The sequence below is a fragment of the Zobellia barbeyronii genome (assembly GCF_018603515.1).
GTDB classification, from domain to species: domain Bacteria; phylum Bacteroidota; class Bacteroidia; order Flavobacteriales; family Flavobacteriaceae; genus Zobellia; species Zobellia barbeyronii.
In genome coordinates this window covers 456,856-475,184 of sequence record NZ_JACATN010000004.1, presented here as the reverse complement: position 1 = coordinate 475,184, position 18,329 = coordinate 456,856, and the positions used below count along the sequence as shown (strand labels likewise).

Sequence of the window (18,329 nt, the reverse complement as noted above, 5' to 3'; positions counted from 1 at the left end):
ATGTTCAATAGAGATCGTTGGAAAGAAATTTTGGAAGTACTGACCAGTAATTGGTTCAGAACCGTCTTGACCGCCTTTGGTGTGTTCTGGGGTATATTCATTTTAATATTATTGCTTTCTGCTGGAAAGGGATTGGAGAACGGTATCATGCAAGACTTTGGTGATATTTCTACCAATACAATGTTCATGTGGTCTAGAAGTACAACCAAGTCTTATAAGGGCCTCCCTAAGGGAAGAAGTTTTCTCTTTAAGGTTGAAGATGTCCAAGCGATAAGAGATAATGTGCCTGAATTAAAGTTTATTTCTCCAAGAAATGAGCTAGGTGGTTTTAACGGCGCCAATAATGTCGTCCGCGGAATCAAGACCGGTGGGTACGATGTGTATGGAGATTATCCTGAAATCAGCAAACAAGACCCTATGACTATGACTTCTGGTCGGTTCTTGAATTATAATGATATCAAGGAAAAACGAAAAATAGCAATTATAGGAGAAGGCGTGCGAAACGGACTCTATGACAAGGACGAAGATGTGCTTGGTACGTTTATAAAAATACAGGGTGTCAATTTTATGGTAGTCGGTACGTATAAAAAGAAAAGTAATGATGGCGATGGAGAGGAAGGTCAGAAACAGATTTTTGTGCCATTTACTACATTTTCCCAAGCTTTCAACCGTGGTAATGACGTGGGTTGGATGGCCATTACTGCAAATGACGGTACTTCCATTACAAGTCTAAAGGATAAGATAATGGGCGTTGTCAAAGAAAAACATAAAGTACACCCAGATGATCAGCGTGCCGTAGGCCATTTTGACCTCTACGAACAATTCCAGAGGGTTCAGAGTTTGTTTGGAGCATTACGTTTTATAGCTTATTTCGTTGGGATTTTGGTTTTACTATCGGGTATAATTGGGGTAAGTAATATTATGCTCATTGTGGTAAAAGAACGAACTAAAGAAATTGGCATACGTAGGGCCTTGGGAGAGGACCCTTGGTCTATTAAACTGCAAATTCTAATGGAGTCTATTTTCTTAACTATTATCTCGGGTATGGCGGGTATTACTTTAGGTGCACTTTTTATTTATGGTGTTAATGCGCTGTTGGATATGAACGGTCCTGTAGATATGTTTATGAACCCTAGTGTAAGTTTAGGAGTGGTAGTTGGTGCTTTGCTAATCCTCATTTTTTCTGGTCTTTTGGCAGGTTTCATTCCTGCGCAAAGTGCTATTAAGGTGAGACCTATAGATGCTCTTAGAACTGAATGATTATAGCCCTAGTATTGAATAGAAATAAAAACGTATAGAATAACATCAATCAATCATAAAAATGAAAAAATCAGTAACCAGAATCGTTCTTTTGTTCATAGTCGTCGCCTTTGGCGGATCAATGTATTATCTATATCAAAAGAATGCTGAAGACCCAGTCGTTTACGAAACGGAGCAAGCTTCCAAAAAGACCATTGTAAAGAAAACAGTAGCTACCGGAAGTATACTTCCGTTGGAAGAAGTACTTATTAAACCTAATATTTCTGGAGTAATAGAAGAGGTATTTGTTGAAGGTGGAGATTTTGTAAAGTCCGGTGATTTACTTTGTAGAATAAAAGTAGTGCCAAATCTCAACGCTCTTAACGACGCCAGAAATATTATTGATGAGTCAAAAATAAATTTGGACGATCAGCTTCGCAATTTGGAGCGTCAAAAGGGTCTTTTTGGCAAGGGCGTAATCTCTAAAGTAGATTTAGAACGTGCGGAGGTAACGTACAATCAGGCTAAGCAATCCTATGCTGCAGCCAATAAACGCTATGACATTGTTAAGACCGGTACAACCAAAGGCTTTGGTAATGCTGCCAATACACAGATTAGAGCTACCGTTAGCGGTATGGTTCTAGAGGTTCCTGTGGAAGTGGGTAATCAGGTTATTGAAAGCAATAATTTTAATGAAGGAACAACCATTGCTGCTATTGCCGATGTAGATAAAATGATCTTTGAAGGAAAGGTAGATGAAAGCGAAGTAGGGAAAATCAAAGAAAATCTACCGTTGGAAATTACAATTGGGGCTTTAGAAGGAAAAACGTTTGATGCGGTTTTAGATTACATTGCCCCAAAGGGAAAAGAAGAAAATGGAGCTATTCAATTTGAAATAAAAGGCACCATGAAAAAACAGGATTCCGTATTTATTCGCGCTGGACTAAGTGCAAATGCATCGGTAATTTTAGGTAGGGCAGATAGCGTATTATCTATAAAAGAAGCTTTGATACAGTTTGATGATATAACAAAAGAACCTTTTGTTGAAATAGAAAACGGGGATCAGAAGTTTGAACGAAGAGATATAGAATTGGGTATTAGTGATGGAATTGATGTGGAAATAAAATCCGGAATAACTGAAACAGACAAGATTAAGGTCTGGAATGCCATCGAAAAAGAGGAAGAAGAAGGATAATTTAATATTTAACAGAAAATTTGGAGTCCATCTTGTAACAATTCGGCAACTTACATGTCATATTGCCATATTGTTTTGAAAATTCCAACATAATTAACAAAACTACCATGATTGAAATTAAAGATCTTCACAAGTCCTACAAAATGGGTAGCAACTCATTACATGTCTTAAAAGGATTAAATTTTAGTATTGACGAGGGAGAACTTGTGGCTATCATGGGTTCATCTGGATCTGGTAAATCAACCCTTTTGAATATCTTGGGAATGCTAGATGAAGCCGATTCTGGATCATATACTTTAGACGGGGTTCCTATAAAAGATTTAAATGAAACCAAAGCGGCCAAGTACCGTAACAAATTCTTGGGTTTTGTATTCCAATCTTTTAATCTTATCAACTATAAAAGCGCCATGGAAAATGTAGCCTTGCCTTTATATTATCAAAAAGTACCAAGAAAAGAAAGGGAAGAGAAAGCTTTAAAATATTTAGCGCAGGTTGGTCTTAAGGAATGGGCTACGCATTTGCCAAACGAACTTTCTGGTGGTCAAAAGCAACGTGTGGCTATTGCCCGTGCAATGGCGGCAGAGCCAAAGGTATTGCTGGCAGATGAGCCAACAGGTGCGTTAGATAGTAAAACTTCTTATGAGGTAATGGACCTTATTCAGAATATTAATGATAAAGGTAATACCATTCTTGTAGTAACGCATGAAGAAGACATAGCCCATATGTGCAAACGTATTGTACATTTAAAAGATGGTGTCATTGTCGAAGATAAAAAAGTAGAACAGGTTAGGGCCGCTCAGTATGTTAAATAGAGACAACTGGAAAGAAATATTCGAGACTATTCAGAAGAACAAACTTCGTACATTTTTGTCGGGGTTTACTGTTGCTTTGGGGATTCTAATTTTTGTTGTACTCTTCGGTTTTGGTAATGGTTTGATCAATACTTTCGATGATTTTTTTGGGAACGATGCTACTAATGTATTTTATGTCTTTCCTGGTAGAACAACAATGCCTTATAAGGGCTATAAGTCAAACAGAGTTATAGAGTTTGATAACAGTGATTTAGCCGATATTGAAAAAAATTTCCCTTTATTTCTAGAATATATTAGTCCAAGGATAACAAGGCAAGATACCGTAAGTTACTTGAATGAGTCAAATAGTTATAGAACACTTGGGGTAGGGCCAGCTCATCAATTCAGTGAAATGACCATTATAATGAAAGGTCGTTATTTGAATAATCAAGATATCAAGAACAAGACTAAGTATGCTGTTATTGGTAGGTTGGTAGAAGAAGATTTGTTTGGCGCCAAAAATTCTCTTGGAAAGTATATTGATGTGGGCGGAAGTTCCTTCAAGGTTGTAGGGGTGTTTCAAGATGATGGTGGTGATAATGAAGAACGCATTGTCTATATTCCTTATACTACACAACAACTGATTGAAAAAAACACGGATAAAATTGGCCAAATCGTTGTTGGTTTTAAACCGCAAATAGGATATGCAGGTGCAATGGCTTTTGATAAGAGTCTTGATCAGTTTATACGGTCCAAAAAATTTATTAATCCTAAAGATCAAAACGGAGTTTTCATAAGGAATGTAGCAGACCAGTTGAAGCAGAACCAACAGTTTGCTCGCGTTTTACAGATAATTGTAGGTTTTGTAGCCTTCGGAACCATCATAGCTGGTATTATTGGTATCAGTAATATTATGGTTTTTGTAGTGAAGGAACGAACAAAGGAACTTGGTATTCGAAAAGCACTTGGGGCAACCCCCAAAGCAGTTATAGGAACCATTTTATTAGAGTCCGTGTTTATTACAACGGTTTCCGGTTTTATAGGTATGCTCATTGGAATTGTGATTTTAAGTTCCTTGGGCGACAAGCTAAAAGATTTTTTCATTACCAACCCATATATAGATACGAGCGTTGCAATTTCGGCCACATTTGTTCTTATAATTTTTGGAGCTATTGCTGGTTATGTTCCGGCAAGACGTGCAGCCCGTATTAAACCTATTGTAGCCTTAAGAGACGAATAATATGCGATTTATATTCGATAGAAATACTTGGCAAGAAATTTTTGGTTCCATCAGTAAGAACAAGATGCGAACCGTGATTACCGTGGTGGGTGTTCTCTGGGGAATCTTTATTTATATAGCACTCTCCGGTGCGGCCAAGGGTATGGACAATGGTTTTGAGAGTATGTTCGAGACTATTGCCAGAAATAGTATGTTCGTTTGGGCGCAAAACACAAGTATGCCTAACGAAGGATACAAAACAGGGCGGCAGATGCAGTTGAAACTAGATGATGCGGTAATGATACAAAATCGCATTCCCGAAGTAGAGTATATAGCACCACGTAACGTACGGGGCTTTTTTGGTTCTGCTCCCGCAAATATTGGTCGTAACAACAAAACAGGCAGTTATTCGCTTTTTGGTGATTTTCCTGAGTTCACAAAAATTGCACCTAAGAAAATTTATGATGGTGGTCGTTTTATCAACGATAAAGATATTGAGATGTCTAGAAAGGTGGCCGTAATAGGAGAGCGTACTCAAAAGGAACTTTTTGATAAGGATGAAAACCCAATTGGAGGTTATTTTAAAATAGATGATGTCTTTTTTCAGGTAGTAGGAGTTCATAAGTTTGAACAAAGTGGTGGCTTTGGAGGAGATGGTGACATTTTTATCCCTTTTTCGACCTTTAAAAAATTATATAATACAGGTGATGACGTGGGGTGGTTTTCTATTGCAGCTTATGACAATGTTGATGTAGTCAAAGTTGAAGAAAACATTAAAAATTTATTGAAGAATATTCATCACGTGCATCCAGATGATGATCGTGCTTTTGGTTCTTTCAACCTAGGAGAGCAGTTCAATAAAATTGTAGGCTTTGCAGATGGTATTACCTTTTTGTCATTGATAGTGGGTATTGCCACAATATTTGCGGGCGTAATCGGTATCGGGAATATTCTATTGATTTCGGTAAAAGAACGAACCAAAGAACTTGGTGTGCGTAGAGCCTTAGGAGCTACACCTGCTGAGGTGCGCAATCAGATTATCTTAGAATCGGTATTCTTGACCGTTATTGCGGGAATCATGGGTATTATTCTTGGAGCACTTGCATTGGCTGGAATTAATAGTGCTACTCAAGACATAGACTTTCCATACACCAACCCAACAGTGCCTATACCTTACGTAATTGGCGCATTGGTCATAATGGTAGTGCTAGGAACTTTAATAGGCCTTATACCTGCTCAAAGAGCCGTGAGTATAAAACCAATTGATGCCCTTAGGGAGGAATAATAAGAAATTTTGTAACAAAACGGAAAACAACAAAACCAATAGACAACAAATACACCTGAAAAAATGAACAAGATCGTAAAATATATCTTAATTGGTATTTTGGTGCTAGGCGCTTTATGGGCCGCGGCTTTTTTTATAAAATCGAATAGTAAAGATGCAGTTACTTACGAAACAGAAACACCATTTATCACTAATATAGAAAAGAAAACGGTGGCCACAGGTAAGGTAGTTCCTGAGGATGAAGTAGAAATTAAGCCTCAGATTTCGGGTATTATTCAAAAGATTTTCATGGAAGAAGGTCAAAAAGTCAAGTCTGGTGATTTGATTGCAACTATTAAGGTTGTGCCAAACGAGCAAGCTTTGAATCAGTCTAGAGGTAGAGTAAGAAATGCCGAATTGGCTCTGAACAACGTGAAGATAGAGTACAACAGAAACAAATCGTTATTTGATAAAGGGGTCATCTCAAGTCAAGACTTTAATACTTTACAGTTACAATACGATCAAGGCCAGCAAGAACTTGAAAATGCGAGAGCAGATTATCAAATCATTCGCCAAGGTTCTGCAGGAGGTTCTACAAGTGCCAATACTAACATACGTGCTACCGTAGACGGTACTATTTTAGAAATACCGGTAGAAGAGGGTGATCAGGTTATTGAGAGTAATAATTTTAATGACGGTACTACTATTGCTTCAATTGCAGATTTAAGCAAGATGATTTTTGAAGGTAAGGTAGATGAAGGCGAAGTGGCCAAACTTGAAATAGGTACACCCTTAAAAATTAGTCTAGGTGCGGTAGAAGGTGCTGAACTGGATGCGAAATTGCGATTCATTGCACCTAAAGGAATAGAAGAAACGGGAGCCGTACAATTTAAGATTGAAGGTGATGTAGAGGTTAAGGAAGATATTTTTCTTAGAGCAGGATATAGCGCCAATGCTTCATTGGTTCTAGAGAAAAAAGATGATGTTTTAGTTATACCTGAAGCTTTATTGCAGTTTGATAAAAAAACAGACGAGCCTTATGTTGAAATTGAAACTGGTGATCAGGAGTTCGAAAGAAAGGATGTTGAAATAGGGATTTCAGATGGCGTAAACGTTGAAATCGTTTCCGGCCTAACGGAATCTGATAAAGTTAAAGTTTGGAGTAAGACAGAGCCTATTAAAAAAGGAGAGGACGAAGAGGAAAAGGAAGAGGCAGAAAGTGAAGAGTAACAATCATCAATCATAATCAAAAAATCAAAACATGAATTTTAAACTAACAGCATTACTGCTCTTATTTTCTATTGGAGCGGTTAGCGCACAGCAGAAAAATTGGACGCTGCAGGAATGCGTAGAGTATGCGGTAGAACACAATCTCTCCGTAGAACAGTATGAATTAGATTTGCAGAATGCACAAATTGATAAATCTGATGCAGTGGGTGCAATGTTACCTGCGGTAAACGCTTCTTCAAGTGTTACGGGTAGTACGGGTCTTTCATTTGACCCGACAACCAATCAGCCGGTTACTACAACAATTTTATCGGCTAGTGGTGGGATAACTTCTTCGTTGACACTTTTTGATGGGTTGCGAAACCTTCATCGTTTGAATCGTGCCAAGCTGAATGCGATATCCAATCAATATCGCTTAGATGACCTTAAAGATGATATTCGTTTAAACGTAGCTAATTCTTATTTGCAAATACTATCTAATAAGGAAACTTTAAAAGTATTTGAGGCTCAATTTGCCGTATCGGAACAGGATTTAAAACGGTCAAAGGAATTGGTAGATGCAGGGGTACTGCCTAATGGCGATTTACTGGAAATAGAAGCTACATTGGCAAATCTGGAACAACAGATTGTAAACACTCAGAACCAAGTGCTAATTTCCCGTATCAACTTGGCGCAGTTGCTTCAAATTACGGATTACGAAAATTTTGATGTTTTGGAAGGCGATTTTCAGGTACCTCCTTCTGAGGTTCTTACGAAGGCTCCAAAGGAAATTTTTGCTGAAGCCTTAACTTTTAGGAACGATATTAAGTTTTCTCAATCAGGAATAGATTTGGCTAATAAAGATTTGGATATCGCCAAAGGTGCTGTTTATCCTTCTTTGGGAGCTTTCTTTAATTACAATACTAGGTATTCTGATCAAGGCGGTTTTGATAGTTCTACGGGTAGTTTAGTACCTGCTGAAAGTTTTTCAAATCAGTTATGGATCAATGACGGTATTTCTTATGGTGCACGGTTAGATATTCCAATTTTCAATGGCTTTGCAGTGAAGAACAACATTAAAAGGTCTAAAATTAATGTTGAGAAAGCAAAACTACAGTTAGAGCAAGAAAAATTGAATTTGGAAACCAATATCAATCAAGCATATGTAGATGTAACAAGCTTTTCAAAAGCATACGATGCCGCCCAAAAAACTTTGGATGCAAGACGTTTGGCATATGATTACTCTAAAGAACGTTATGACGTAGGTCTTATGAATGCTTTTGATTTTAGCCAGGCGCAATCTAGAGTAGACAATGCAGAGGCAGATTTGATTAGAACTAAATACGATTATATTTTTAGACTTAAGGTGCTAGAATTCTATTTTGGCTTGCCTTTAGAGATGAAATAAGAAGATTGCAGTATATAATATACGACCTGTTTGGTGTAATGCCGAGCAGGTCTTTTTTTATATGTAATTTAAACCTTCTCGTGTATCTTTGCAATCGTATGAGCATAATATTAAACTTAGAAACGGCAACTACCAATTGTTCGGTAAGTATTGCCAAAGAAGGAAGGATTTTGGCAATTAAAGAGCATGATACGCCTAATTATTCCCATTCCGAGCAATTGCATATCTTCATTCAAGAAGTGCTTAAGGAAGTAAATATAGATGCTTCTGAGTTGGATGCTATTGCAGTTAGTAAAGGTCCAGGCTCGTATACAGGTCTCCGTATTGGCGTTTCCGCAGCTAAAGGATTATGTTTTGCTTTAGATATACCTTTAATTTCAATTGCAACGCTGAGTAGTATGGCTGCCCAAGTGGTATCAATAGATATTGATTATATCATTCCTGTTTTAGATGCACGCCGTATGGAAGTGTATTCAGTTGTATTTGATAAAGATAAAAATGAGGTAAGAGCTACAGAAGCAGAAATAATAGAAGAGAATTCTTTCTCTGAATATTTAGAAAAGGGAAAAGTGATTTTGGTAGGTAGTGGTGCAGAAAAGTGTAAAACAATGCTATCTCATGCTAATCTTAGTTATAACACAACCATTGTGCCTTCGGCGAATGAAATGGTTCAACTATCCTATAAAAAATTCAAAGCAGGCGAATTTGAAGATGTCGCCTACTTTGAACCTTATTATTTAAAAGACTTTATGCTACAACAGAAGAAAAAAAAGTAATTCTGTTTATGTCCTAGTCTATGCCTTTAGAGGCTGACCCTTTACATGTACATCGCGTTGTGGGAATGGTATTTCAATACCTTCTTCATCAAATCTTCTTTTAATTTCCTCTAGTATAAAAAAGTGAGCAGCCCAGAAAACGGAATTCTCTGCCCAAAACCGTAGGCTCAGGTTTACTGAACTATCGCCTAATGCATCAACATAAACCTCTGGTTTGGGATCTTTAAGTACATTCTCGTTTTTCTGACAGATATCAAGCATGATATCTTTGGCAGCCTTAATATTAGAGCTATATCCTATACCAACTTTAATATTATCTCTTCTTGTAGGCATAGCACTATAGTTCACGACATTATTGTTTGATAATTGTCCGTTGGGTATAATTGCCAATTGATTACCGAATGTAGAGAGTTTAGTATAGAAAATAGTAATTTCCTTTACAGTTCCATCTACACTTTGTGCTGATATAAAGTCACCTATTTTAAACGGTTTGAATAATAGTATAAGAACACCTCCGGCAAAATTGGAAAGTGATCCCTGTAGTGCTAAACCAATAGCCAAACCGGCAGCACCTATTATAGCGATAAGTGATGATGATTTAACGCCCAACTGGGTAATCACCAAAACAAAAAGTAAAACCTTAAGAGCTATATTTATAAAACTTTGTAAAAAGCTTTCTAAGGCTAAATCGTAATCTTTCTTTTCAAAGAATTTACGGACCATTTTATTTAGAAAGCCAACTATCCAAAGGCCAACGACTAAAATGATAATTGCCATAATTAAATCGGGCAAAACCTTCCATGCCCATTCTATTGCCTTGTCTATATGTTCTTGATAATTTGCGAATTCTTCCATTTATTTTTTATTTATGTGGGCAACATACTAAATACAGGGGCCTCAATCAAGCTCAAATCATTAAACTATTGTTAATGGAGCCTGTATAAATCGAATGAGTCAACACTTTGTTTATATGTGTTCAAAACGCAATGTGCACCCAATAATTGTTGTAGGTACTAGATGCTTTTTTTAATCATTTTAGAGGTAAAAAAAAGCGCCGCAATATATTGCGGCGCTCTCTACTAAACTGTTTTTCGTGTTTACTTGATTTCAAAAGTAATTTTGACGTTCACACGATAATTGTCCATTTTCCCATCTTTTACGGTAGCACTTTGCTCGTTGATGTAAACCGACTTTATATTCTTTACTGATTTAGAAGCTTGAGCTACTGCTTGTTTAGCTGCATCTTCCCAGCCTTTGTCAGAATTTGCTAAAACTTCTATTACTTTTAAAACTGCCATAATAATTTATTTTTATAGTTTCCTTGAAATTACAAAAATATTGGACAGGTTTGTTACTTATAAGCCTATAAAAATTAGACTACTAGCCATTTACGGCAACTACTTCGTTTACTTTGTCTCCCATCATATTCTTTAACATGGTCTCAATACCATTCTTTAAAGTGAAGGTAGAAGAAGGGCAGCCGCTACATGCGCCTTGTAAAATAACGTTTACAGTCTTACTTTCTTCTTCGTACGATTGAAAGAGAATATTCCCACCGTCACTTGCAACTGCAGGCTTTACGTATTCCTCAAGAATATCTACAATTTGTTGAGAAGTATCGTCTAATTCTGCAACTGGTTGACTTGGAACAGAACTATCTTGAGCTTCTTCCTTTGTTTTAGCTATTGCACTTTCCGAAACAGCTTCATTACCATCGGCAAGGTATTCACGTATGTGTTCGCGTAACGGCATGGTAACGTCTTCCCACTCAGCAACGTCATACTTGCTAACAGAAACATAATTAAGATCAAAGAAAACTTCTTTAACAAACGGAAAACTAAATAACTGTTTAGCTAATTCAGAATTTTTGGCCTCATCTATATTCTTAAACTCAAAAGCGCCAGGAACAATAGGTTTGTTCGCTACAAATTTCATTACTGACGGGTTAGGGGTAACCTCTGCGTAAACTGTAATGGCAACTTTTTTGGAAGTTTCATCTTCTTCGTTTACAATAGGTTCATCAGCATTTAAGTACTCAACCAACTGTTGGGCAACTTCGTCTTTTACATCATCCCATTCAACAATATCAAAACGCTCAAGTCCAATAAAGTTACCAGAGATATATACCGTCTTGATAAACGGAAGGTAAAAAAGTTGCTGGGCCAAAGGTGATTTTTTGGCTTCGTCTATATTTTTGAACTCGTAGTTCTTGTTTTTCGTTAAAAAGTGATTCGTCTCAAATTTTAGAATCGCAGGGTTGTTGGTTTTAACAACCGTAATTGTATACTCCTTCATGGTGTCAAAATTTTTGTAAAAATACAACCTATTTTTGAACAGTCCGTATTGATTTGTCTATATAATAATGTTGCGTTTCAACCGTTATACCTTATATTTAGTCGATAAAATAATCATCCTCTATATCCAACAGATGAAATACCGTTTACTGCTATTGCTTGCATCTCTTTCTTTTGCATTTCAATCTACCGCACAAGAAGGGATACCTGTATATTTTGATTACTTATCGGATAATTACTATTTGGTTTATCCATCAATGGCCGGTATTAGTGAAGGAGGAAAAATAAGGGCTACTGCAAGAATGCAATGGTTTGATGTAGATGATGCTCCAAATTTACAAACCATAAACGCCAATTTTAGAATCGGAGAAAGTAATAGTGGAGTAGGAGTCATCATTTTTAATGATGCTAACGGTTACCATTCACAAACTGGAGTAAAGGTTACATATGCCCATCATTTAAAATTGGGTGGCGACGGTCGAAACTTAAATCAACTTTCATTTGGTTTAAGTCCTACATATTTACAGAGTAGTTTAGATGAGTCTGAATTTCGTTCAGATGTGCTTGATGATGCTATTTCTGGTATAAAATTGAGCGAGGGTTATTTTAATGTAGACTTAGGTTTTTCATATAATTTAATGGAATTTTATGCTCATGTGGCGGTAACCAATCTATTAGGTAGTGAGCGTAGTCTGTATCGCTATGGGAAAGGAAATGACCAAATCCCTGTAATTGATAACCTAAGGAGATATTTGTTTTCGGTAGGTTATGTTTTTGGTAAACAGGAATGGCAATTAGAGCCTTCTGTTTTGTTTCAGATGAGTGAGTTTACAAAAGAAAAAACAATCGATTTAAATGCAAAAGTCTACAAAGACGTAGATTTTGGACGCATTTGGGGAGGATTGTCATATAGAAGAAGTTTTGAAGGTGGGCAATTTGCAACAGCAGATAGCTTTGGAGAACAACGCTTGCAATTGATTACTCCTATAGTAGGAGCCAATGTTGGAAACTTCATGGTTTCGTATAATTATTCTTATCAGTCAGGCGATATTCGTTTTGATAGCGGTGGATTTCACCAAATAACATTGGGTTACGATTTTGGTCAAAAAGAACGTAGATATGATTGCTATTGTCCTTCGGCGCAATAGGTATTTGAAAATACAAACAAACAAAAAAGCATCCCGAAATTTCGGGATGCTTTTTTGTTTGAAGTAAAGTGGTGACTATTCTTCCCACTTATAATCTTTTTTTGCAGCTTGTTTTTTAATTGCTTCCAACATAGCATTTTCTAGTTCTCCTTTTCCTCCTTCTTTCTGTTGTTCGGCAATGAATTTTTCACGTTTGGCATTTAGTGTTTGAATCTCTTTCTGTATTTTGATTCGGTCAGATTTTTTTTCTTGAACGTAAGACTCTATTTCAGCCTTCGATTTTCCTTTTAATTCTTTGGGTAGTTCGTCTTGTTTTACCTTGGTAATGTCAAAAGATTCATCATCAGAGGCATCAACCAAATCCCAATTTTTATTTTTATAAAGTCTAGAGCTTTTGCTCACCGCCCGTTTTACCGCAACTGCTTCTTCTAATTCATAGGCATTGCTGTCTTGGGTGGATTGTTTTTCCATTTTGGCACTTCCCATTGCTCCGTATGAAATGTACGTTTTGTTCAATTTTGAGTTTAGTTGTATGATGACATCATCATAAGGCGTATCAATATGAACTACCTTTCTATTATGGTCAATAGCAATGTACTCGCCTCCGGTTAGTGTAGCACCATTTTTCCAATCAGAACTAATTCCTTGCTCATAGTTTCCGCAGTAAATAGTGTTAACTACAATGTCTTTTTCTTTGGCATTGGTAACTGCATCCTTGTAATTTAACTTGCCTTGTGTAAAAGGTTCATTGCCTGCAATAAAAATCATTTTAAGGTTATCTGGGTTTTCTCCCCAATTCAATTGTTTTAATGAGGTATGGATAACCTCGCCGCAATACTCCTCTCCACCATTCGTGGTTAATGAGAACAGTTTCTCAGATATTTCGTCTAAGTCTCCGCTAAAGTTTAAAACCTGTTGAATATATCCTTCTCTTGAAGATAAATTGTCGTTACCATATTGGTAAAGTGCAATTTGTAGTTCCGGCCGTTGCTCATTGCCGCATTTAGCATAGGTAAACTTGTTTACGATATCCCAAAGCTGCGATTTGGCCTGGTTGATAAGGCCATCCATACTATTACTGGTATCTAGTAGCAAGGCAATCTTTACTGTGTTGGTTTTTGGTTTTTCGTCATTTGCTGTTGTAAATGATTGGGCCAGTACTGGTTCTGTAGTTGCTTTTTTAGGTTTTAGCTCACAGCCGTACATACCAGTTAAGGCGAATGACATAAAAGCTAATCCAAGAATTTGTCGTGTGTTTTTCATAATTATTTTTTTTGATGCTCTATTTAGAGGTGATTAATTTGTTTGTGTTTATCGCTATTGATGAGGTAAAAGTAGAGGCAACTTATTTGCTGTAAAACCTATTTTGAGGGAAGTGGTGTTTTAAAAGAGGGAACGTTCCTTTTGAATGCGTGAAGCCTTTAGAAAGGGGAATTTTTTAAGGGATTAGGTGTAAAGGGCGTTTTTTAGTGCCGCATAATTCAACTAAGTTTACGTTGTACAAATAATTAGATGCAATCAATTCGCTACATATTGTTTTTCCTTTTTATAGGATGCTCCACAATGAACTCTTGGGCGCAAAGAGAGGCGGGGCGTAGTAAAATGGCCATGCCTCAAAATAACCTGCATCAAGTATATTTAGATTCGGCCAATACCTATAAACAAAGTGATATTGAAAAGAGTATTGATTATATCACCAATTCAATAGCAGTTCTTGGGAAACGGGCGGATAAAAAGTCGCTTGCGGAATCTTTGGTGGCCTTGGGTGAGGTATATCGATACCACAATCAATATGATTTAGCAATCACCAACTATAAAGATGCATTAGAAGCATATAAGGCCACCCGGACAACTTTGCTGCTAGCTGAAGCTTATATTCTAAATAAACAGTTTTCAGAAGCCGAAAAAGAACTTCAGCCTTTATTAAAAATTGAAGGTCTTAAGCCTTCTCAGAAAGTAAGTTTAAATGAGAACTTGGGAGATGCATATAGAGGATTGGGACTAGTTGAAAAAGCGGTGGCATTTTATGAAGAAGGACTTGTAGTTGCAAGAAAGAATCAAATAACTCCTAAGCTTGCCGATTTAAATTCCAAGATTGCCGATACCTATGCCCAAGACGATAAATTAGTTGAGGCAGGTGCCTATTATAATAGTTCTCTTCAGCTAACAGAAGGTTTAGAGCCTAAGCGTGCCGTACAAGAAAAAGAGAAAGTTGCCGATTTCTATAATCAGAAAAGCCAATACGGAGCTGAAATTGAACTGCGTAAAAAAAGTCTTAATGAGCTAAAAACTCTTCCAAAAGGAAGAACGACCAAACGAGAAGCGCGAGGAGATTTTGACTCCATTACTTCTCAGCGTATCAACTACAAAATTGCCAATGCCTATATAGCTCAGGACAAGTATGACGAGGCTATTCCGTATTTGAAAGAGAGTATAGAAGAAGCAGGTTCTGAAAACGATTTGGTGGTGCAAAAAGATGCAACGCGTAAACTTTCGGAGGTTTTTGAATATAAAGGAGACTACCCAAAGGCTTTTGAGAGTTATAGAAATTACGTGTCTTTGGTAGATACTTTGTATGTGCGAAAAGAACAAGAAATATCTAGGGCAGCCAGATTTAACCGAGAGATTTCTTCTAAACAGAACCGAATTTCTGGTCTTGAGCAAGAAAGAGAGTTGTCCCAAAGCAAGTATGACTTGGCATTGACGGAACAGGAATTGATACAAGAGAATAACAAACGCCAAAAATGGATTATCTACTCCCTTATTTTTGGTATGATATTGCTGGGGCTGGCGGCATTTTTCTTTTACCGTAGCAATCAGCAGCAAAAATTGGCGAACAATCTTTTGGCTTTAAAATCTTTGCGTTCGCAAATGAATCCGCATTTTATTTTTAATGCTCTTAATTCGGTAAATAATTACATCGCCAAGAGTGATGAGCGCAGTGCTAATCGGTTTTTGAGTGAGTTTTCAACCTTAATGCGATCGGTGTTGGAGAATTCTGAGGAAGATTTTATTCCGCTTGCTAAAGAATTAGATTTGTTGGAGTTGTATGTGAAGTTAGAGCATTCGCGTTTTCCTGATAAGTTTGATTATGAATTGAATGTAGATAAAAGCATAGATGTTTCAACTTTTGAAATCCCGCCTATGCTACTTCAGCCTTATATAGAAAATGCTATTTGGCATGGGCTAAGATATAAAGAAGAAAAAGGCCTCTTGAAAATCGATGTAAAACCAAAAGGAACAACATCCTTAGAAATAACCATTACCGATGACGGTATCGGGAGAAAAAAATCCGCAGAACTAAAAACTCAGAACCAAAAGAAACAGAAATCAAAGGGTATGGGGAATATCAAAAAACGAATTGCCATTCTAAATGATATGTATAAGAATAAGGTAGATGTTACTATTTCTGACCTTACTGTAGATGGTTCTGGAACAAAAGTGCTGTTCGTTCTTCATAAAGACTAATAAGATTCTATTCTATTTAAAAACTTGCCATGAAATTGAATGCCATAATTGTAGAAGACGAAGCTAATAGCCGTGAAATATTACGAAACTATTTAGGTAAATACTGTGCGGATGTAAATTTGGTAGGAGAGGCGGCATCAATTCAAGAAGGGCTTGAGCTTATTCAAAAGCACGATTTGGACTTAGTGTTTTTAGATGTAGAGATGCCTTTTGGGAATGCCTTTGATTTATTGGACCAGTTACCTGACCGTACCTTTGAGACGGTTTTTGTAACGGCTTATAATCAATATGCTATGGATGCTTTAAACAGCCATGCTGCGTATTACCTTATGAAGCCTATAAATATTGATGAATTGATTAAGGCCGTTAGTTATGTGCAGGAGATAAAGCAAAAAGAAAATGAATTGGCAGATACGGTATTGCAGCCAAAACTAAAATCGGTAGAAGGGAAAATAACTTTGCCACAGCAAGATGGTTTTCAGGTGCTTAATGTTGCGGATATACTCTATTGCAAGGCCGATGATAATTACACCGAGATTTATCTAGAAAATAAAAAGATTCTAGTGAGTAAAACTTTAAAGTATTTTGAAGACGCGCTTGCCGGTTTTTCGTTTGCCCGTATTCATAAATCATACTTGGTAAATGTGAACGAAGTAGTAAAATACAGAAAAGGAAAGGGAGGGAGTGTGGTAGTCTCTAACGGAAAAGAGTTACTGGTCTCGGCTTCAAAGAAGAAAGACTTTTTAGCGTATTTTTAAAAGCTCTGAATTAAGATAAAAAGAATTAAAATGATAAAAACGATTAACGGAAAATCACCACAATTTGGTGACGATTGTTTCATTGCAGAAAATGCTACGATTGTAGGAGAGGTAACGATGGGCGACCAATGTAGTATCTGGTATAATGCCGTACTTAGAGGAGATGTGCATTTCATTAAAATGGGCAATAAAGTAAATGTGCAAGACGGTGCCATAGTACATTGTACGTACCAGAAATCGCCAACTACCATTGGCAATAATGTTTCCATAGGACACAATGCTATTGTTCATGGGTGTACTTTAAAAGATAATGTGCTCGTAGGTATGGGGAGTATAATTATGGATGATTGTATTGTGGAAAGTAATAGTATCATTGCAGCTGGTGCTGTAGTAACAAAAGGAACCCATGTGCCGGCAGGAAGTATATTTGCGGGGACACCAGCTAAGAAAATAAAAGATATTAGTCCGGAACTCAGTTCAGGAGAAATTGATCGTATAGCCAACAATTACGTAATGTACTCCAGTTGGTTTAAAGAGTAGGAAACGGTACTTGAGACTTGAACTTAATTTGCTATTTTTGCACGCACCAAAAAACGAAAAATAATGAATGCATATATATTTCCCGGACAAGGGGCGCAATTTGTTGGTATGGGTCTAGACCTCTATGAAAAATACCCATTGGCACAACAGCTTTTTGAGCAGGCAAATGAGATTCTTGGTTTTGCTATTACAGATATTATGTTTGAAGGTACGCCCGAAGACTTAAAGCAAACTAAGGTTACCCAGCCGGCCATTTTTTTACATTCGGTTATTTTGAGTAAGGTAATGGGCGATAGTTTTAAGCCAGATATGGTTGCAGGCCATTCATTAGGTGAGTTTTCTGCCTTAGTAGCTAATGGCTCCTTAGGTTTTGAAGATGGATTAAAATTGGTTTCTCAACGCGCTTTGGCTATGCAGAAAGCATGTGAGCTTCAGCCAAGTACAATGGCAGCGGTTTTAGGACTAGAAGATGCTATAGTAGAGAAGATATGTGAGGAAACCCCAGGTATTGTGGTAGCAGCAAATTATAACTGTCCTGGACAATTAGTAATTTCAGGAGAGGTAGAAGCTATAGATGCAGCTTGTGTTAAAATGAAAGAAGCAGGCGCTAGAAGAGCTTTGGTACTTCCTGTAGGTGGTGCATTTCATTCGCCTTTAATGGAGCCTGCTCGTGAAGAGTTGGCGGCAGCAATAGAGAATACAACTTTTGCAACACCTAAGTGTCCAGTTTACCAAAATGTGACGACTGTTGCGGTTAGTGATGCTGTTGAAATTCAGAAAAATCTAATTTCTCAATTGACTGCGCCTGTAAAATGGACGCAAAGTGTGGAAAATATGGTAAAAGACGGAGCTTCCCTGTTTATAGAGGTTGGTCCTGGGAAAGTGTTGCAAGGCCTAGTTAGAAAAATAGCTCCTGATGCAAAAAGTCAGTCGGCAGATATCCCAAGTTGATGTTTCATCCGTATATGATGTAGTTCGTCCATAAAACCTTGATTTAACCCCAAAATTACGGTAGTGGACATT

The 18,329-nt window shown here is 37.2% G+C and carries 17 protein-coding genes; 13 read left to right on the top strand and 4 right to left on the bottom strand.

Annotated features, from left to right (window positions below; all coding sequences use genetic code 11):
* The 8 genes from HW347_RS14570 to tsaB all read left to right on the top strand — a co-directional run bounded on the left by HW347_RS14570 (position 1) and on the right by tsaB (position 9,098).
* Positions 1 to 1,260 (top strand): ABC transporter permease, encoded by a 1,260-nt coding sequence (locus HW347_RS14570; RefSeq protein WP_155594782.1) that lies wholly within the window; start codon positions 1 to 3, stop codon positions 1,258 to 1,260.
* Positions 1,261 to 1,321: 61 nt separating this feature from the next.
* Positions 1,322 to 2,434: an efflux RND transporter periplasmic adaptor subunit gene (locus HW347_RS14565; protein ID WP_214612508.1), complete on the top strand. Its 1,113-nt coding sequence runs from the start codon at positions 1,322 to 1,324 to the stop codon at positions 2,432 to 2,434.
* Between the two features lie 107 nt (positions 2,435 to 2,541).
* Entirely contained in the window at positions 2,542 to 3,246 is a 705-nt protein-coding gene (locus HW347_RS14560; RefSeq protein ID WP_155594780.1) for an ABC transporter ATP-binding protein, read from the top strand.
* Positions 3,236 to 4,465 carry an ABC transporter permease gene (locus HW347_RS14555; protein ID WP_214612507.1) on the top strand — a complete coding sequence of 410 codons (1,230 nt, stop codon included), beginning with the start codon at positions 3,236 to 3,238 and terminating at the stop codon, positions 4,463 to 4,465. The genes HW347_RS14560 and HW347_RS14555 overlap by 11 nt, the downstream gene beginning before the upstream one ends.
* Position 4,466: 1 nt before the next feature.
* Positions 4,467 to 5,729 carry an ABC transporter permease gene (locus HW347_RS14550; protein WP_214612506.1) on the top strand — a complete coding sequence of 421 codons (1,263 nt, stop codon included), beginning with the start codon at positions 4,467 to 4,469 and terminating at the stop codon, positions 5,727 to 5,729.
* 63 nt (positions 5,730 to 5,792) lie between these two features.
* Positions 5,793 to 6,938 (top strand): efflux RND transporter periplasmic adaptor subunit, encoded by a 1,146-nt coding sequence (locus HW347_RS14545; RefSeq protein WP_155594777.1) that lies wholly within the window; start codon positions 5,793 to 5,795, stop codon positions 6,936 to 6,938.
* 31 nt (positions 6,939 to 6,969) lie between these two features.
* Positions 6,970 to 8,322, top strand: a complete 1,353-nt coding sequence (locus HW347_RS14540; protein ID WP_214612505.1) for a TolC family protein — start codon at positions 6,970 to 6,972, stop codon at positions 8,320 to 8,322.
* Between the two features lie 98 nt (positions 8,323 to 8,420).
* Positions 8,421 to 9,098 carry a tRNA (adenosine(37)-N6)-threonylcarbamoyltransferase complex dimerization subunit type 1 TsaB gene (tsaB, locus tag HW347_RS14535; RefSeq protein WP_214612504.1) on the top strand — a complete coding sequence of 226 codons (678 nt, stop codon included), beginning with the start codon at positions 8,421 to 8,423 and terminating at the stop codon, positions 9,096 to 9,098.
* 18 nt (positions 9,099 to 9,116) lie between these two features.
* On the opposite strand, the gene HW347_RS14530 is transcribed toward tsaB, so the two are convergent.
* The 3 genes from HW347_RS14530 to HW347_RS14520 all read right to left on the bottom strand — a co-directional run bounded on the left by HW347_RS14530 (position 9,117) and on the right by HW347_RS14520 (position 11,393).
* Entirely contained in the window at positions 9,117 to 9,953 is an 837-nt protein-coding gene (locus HW347_RS14530; protein ID WP_155594774.1) for a mechanosensitive ion channel family protein, read from the bottom strand.
* 242 nt (positions 9,954 to 10,195) lie between these two features.
* Positions 10,196 to 10,396, bottom strand: coding sequence for a dodecin family protein (locus HW347_RS14525; protein ID WP_155594773.1), 201 nt, complete (start codon positions 10,394 to 10,396; stop codon positions 10,196 to 10,198).
* An 82-nt stretch (positions 10,397 to 10,478) separates the two neighbouring features.
* A complete protein-coding gene (locus HW347_RS14520; RefSeq protein WP_214612503.1) occupies positions 10,479 to 11,393 on the bottom strand; it encodes a NifU family protein in 915 nt (304 codons plus the stop codon).
* A 133-nt stretch (positions 11,394 to 11,526) separates the two neighbouring features.
* Between HW347_RS14520 and HW347_RS14515 the strand changes: the two genes are divergently transcribed.
* On the top strand, positions 11,527 to 12,540 hold the full coding sequence (locus HW347_RS14515; RefSeq protein ID WP_214612502.1) for a PorP/SprF family type IX secretion system membrane protein: 1,014 nt from the start codon (positions 11,527 to 11,529) through the stop codon (positions 12,538 to 12,540).
* A 75-nt stretch (positions 12,541 to 12,615) separates the two neighbouring features.
* Here HW347_RS14515 and HW347_RS14510 read toward each other — a convergent pair whose 3' ends face one another.
* A complete protein-coding gene (locus tag HW347_RS14510; protein WP_214612501.1) occupies positions 12,616 to 13,803 on the bottom strand; it encodes a vWA domain-containing protein in 1,188 nt (395 codons plus the stop codon).
* Between the two features lie 249 nt (positions 13,804 to 14,052).
* Here HW347_RS14510 and HW347_RS14505 point away from each other — a divergent pair, with 249 nt between their 5' ends.
* The 4 genes from HW347_RS14505 to fabD all read left to right on the top strand — a co-directional run bounded on the left by HW347_RS14505 (position 14,053) and on the right by fabD (position 18,257).
* Complete coding sequence (locus HW347_RS14505) at positions 14,053 to 16,008, top strand: histidine kinase (protein ID WP_214612500.1); 1,956 nt, start codon at positions 14,053 to 14,055, stop codon at positions 16,006 to 16,008.
* Positions 16,009 to 16,037: 29 nt separating this feature from the next.
* Positions 16,038 to 16,766: a LytR/AlgR family response regulator transcription factor gene (locus HW347_RS14500; RefSeq protein WP_214612499.1), complete on the top strand. Its 729-nt coding sequence runs from the start codon at positions 16,038 to 16,040 to the stop codon at positions 16,764 to 16,766.
* 30 nt (positions 16,767 to 16,796) lie between these two features.
* On the top strand, positions 16,797 to 17,306 hold the full coding sequence (locus HW347_RS14495) for a gamma carbonic anhydrase family protein (protein WP_214612498.1): 510 nt from the start codon (positions 16,797 to 16,799) through the stop codon (positions 17,304 to 17,306).
* A gap of 63 nt (positions 17,307 to 17,369) precedes the next feature.
* Positions 17,370 to 18,257 (top strand): ACP S-malonyltransferase, encoded by an 888-nt coding sequence (gene fabD / locus HW347_RS14490; RefSeq protein ID WP_214612497.1) that lies wholly within the window; start codon positions 17,370 to 17,372, stop codon positions 18,255 to 18,257.
* Positions 18,258 to 18,329: the final 72 nt, after the last annotated feature.

Coding starts and splice junctions, on each gene's coding strand:
- HW347_RS14500 (WP_214612499.1), top strand. CDS start 16,038: ATGAAATTGAATGCCATAATTGTAGAAGACGAAGCTAATAGCCGTGAA.
- fabD (WP_214612497.1), top strand. CDS start 17,370: ATGAATGCATATATATTTCCCGGACAAGGGGCGCAATTTGTTGGTATG.
- HW347_RS14505 (WP_214612500.1), top strand. CDS start 14,053: ATGCAATCAATTCGCTACATATTGTTTTTCCTTTTTATAGGATGCTCC.
- HW347_RS14525 (WP_155594773.1), bottom strand. CDS start 10,396: ATGGCAGTTTTAAAAGTAATAGAAGTTTTAGCAAATTCTGACAAAGGC.
- HW347_RS14520 (WP_214612503.1), bottom strand. CDS start 11,393: ATGAAGGAGTATACAATTACGGTTGTTAAAACCAACAACCCTGCGATT.
- HW347_RS14515 (WP_214612502.1), top strand. CDS start 11,527: ATGAAATACCGTTTACTGCTATTGCTTGCATCTCTTTCTTTTGCATTT.
- HW347_RS14545 (WP_155594777.1), top strand. CDS start 5,793: ATGAACAAGATCGTAAAATATATCTTAATTGGTATTTTGGTGCTAGGC.
- HW347_RS14550 (WP_214612506.1), top strand. CDS start 4,467: ATGCGATTTATATTCGATAGAAATACTTGGCAAGAAATTTTTGGTTCC.
- HW347_RS14565 (WP_214612508.1), top strand. CDS start 1,322: ATGAAAAAATCAGTAACCAGAATCGTTCTTTTGTTCATAGTCGTCGCC.
- HW347_RS14510 (WP_214612501.1), bottom strand. CDS start 13,803: ATGAAAAACACACGACAAATTCTTGGATTAGCTTTTATGTCATTCGCC.
- HW347_RS14555 (WP_214612507.1), top strand. CDS start 3,236: ATGTTAAATAGAGACAACTGGAAAGAAATATTCGAGACTATTCAGAAG.
- tsaB (WP_214612504.1), top strand. CDS start 8,421: ATGAGCATAATATTAAACTTAGAAACGGCAACTACCAATTGTTCGGTA.
- HW347_RS14560 (WP_155594780.1), top strand. CDS start 2,542: ATGATTGAAATTAAAGATCTTCACAAGTCCTACAAAATGGGTAGCAAC.
- HW347_RS14495 (WP_214612498.1), top strand. CDS start 16,797: ATGATAAAAACGATTAACGGAAAATCACCACAATTTGGTGACGATTGT.
- HW347_RS14530 (WP_155594774.1), bottom strand. CDS start 9,953: ATGGAAGAATTCGCAAATTATCAAGAACATATAGACAAGGCAATAGAA.
- HW347_RS14570 (WP_155594782.1), top strand. CDS start 1: ATGTTCAATAGAGATCGTTGGAAAGAAATTTTGGAAGTACTGACCAGT.
- HW347_RS14540 (WP_214612505.1), top strand. CDS start 6,970: ATGAATTTTAAACTAACAGCATTACTGCTCTTATTTTCTATTGGAGCG.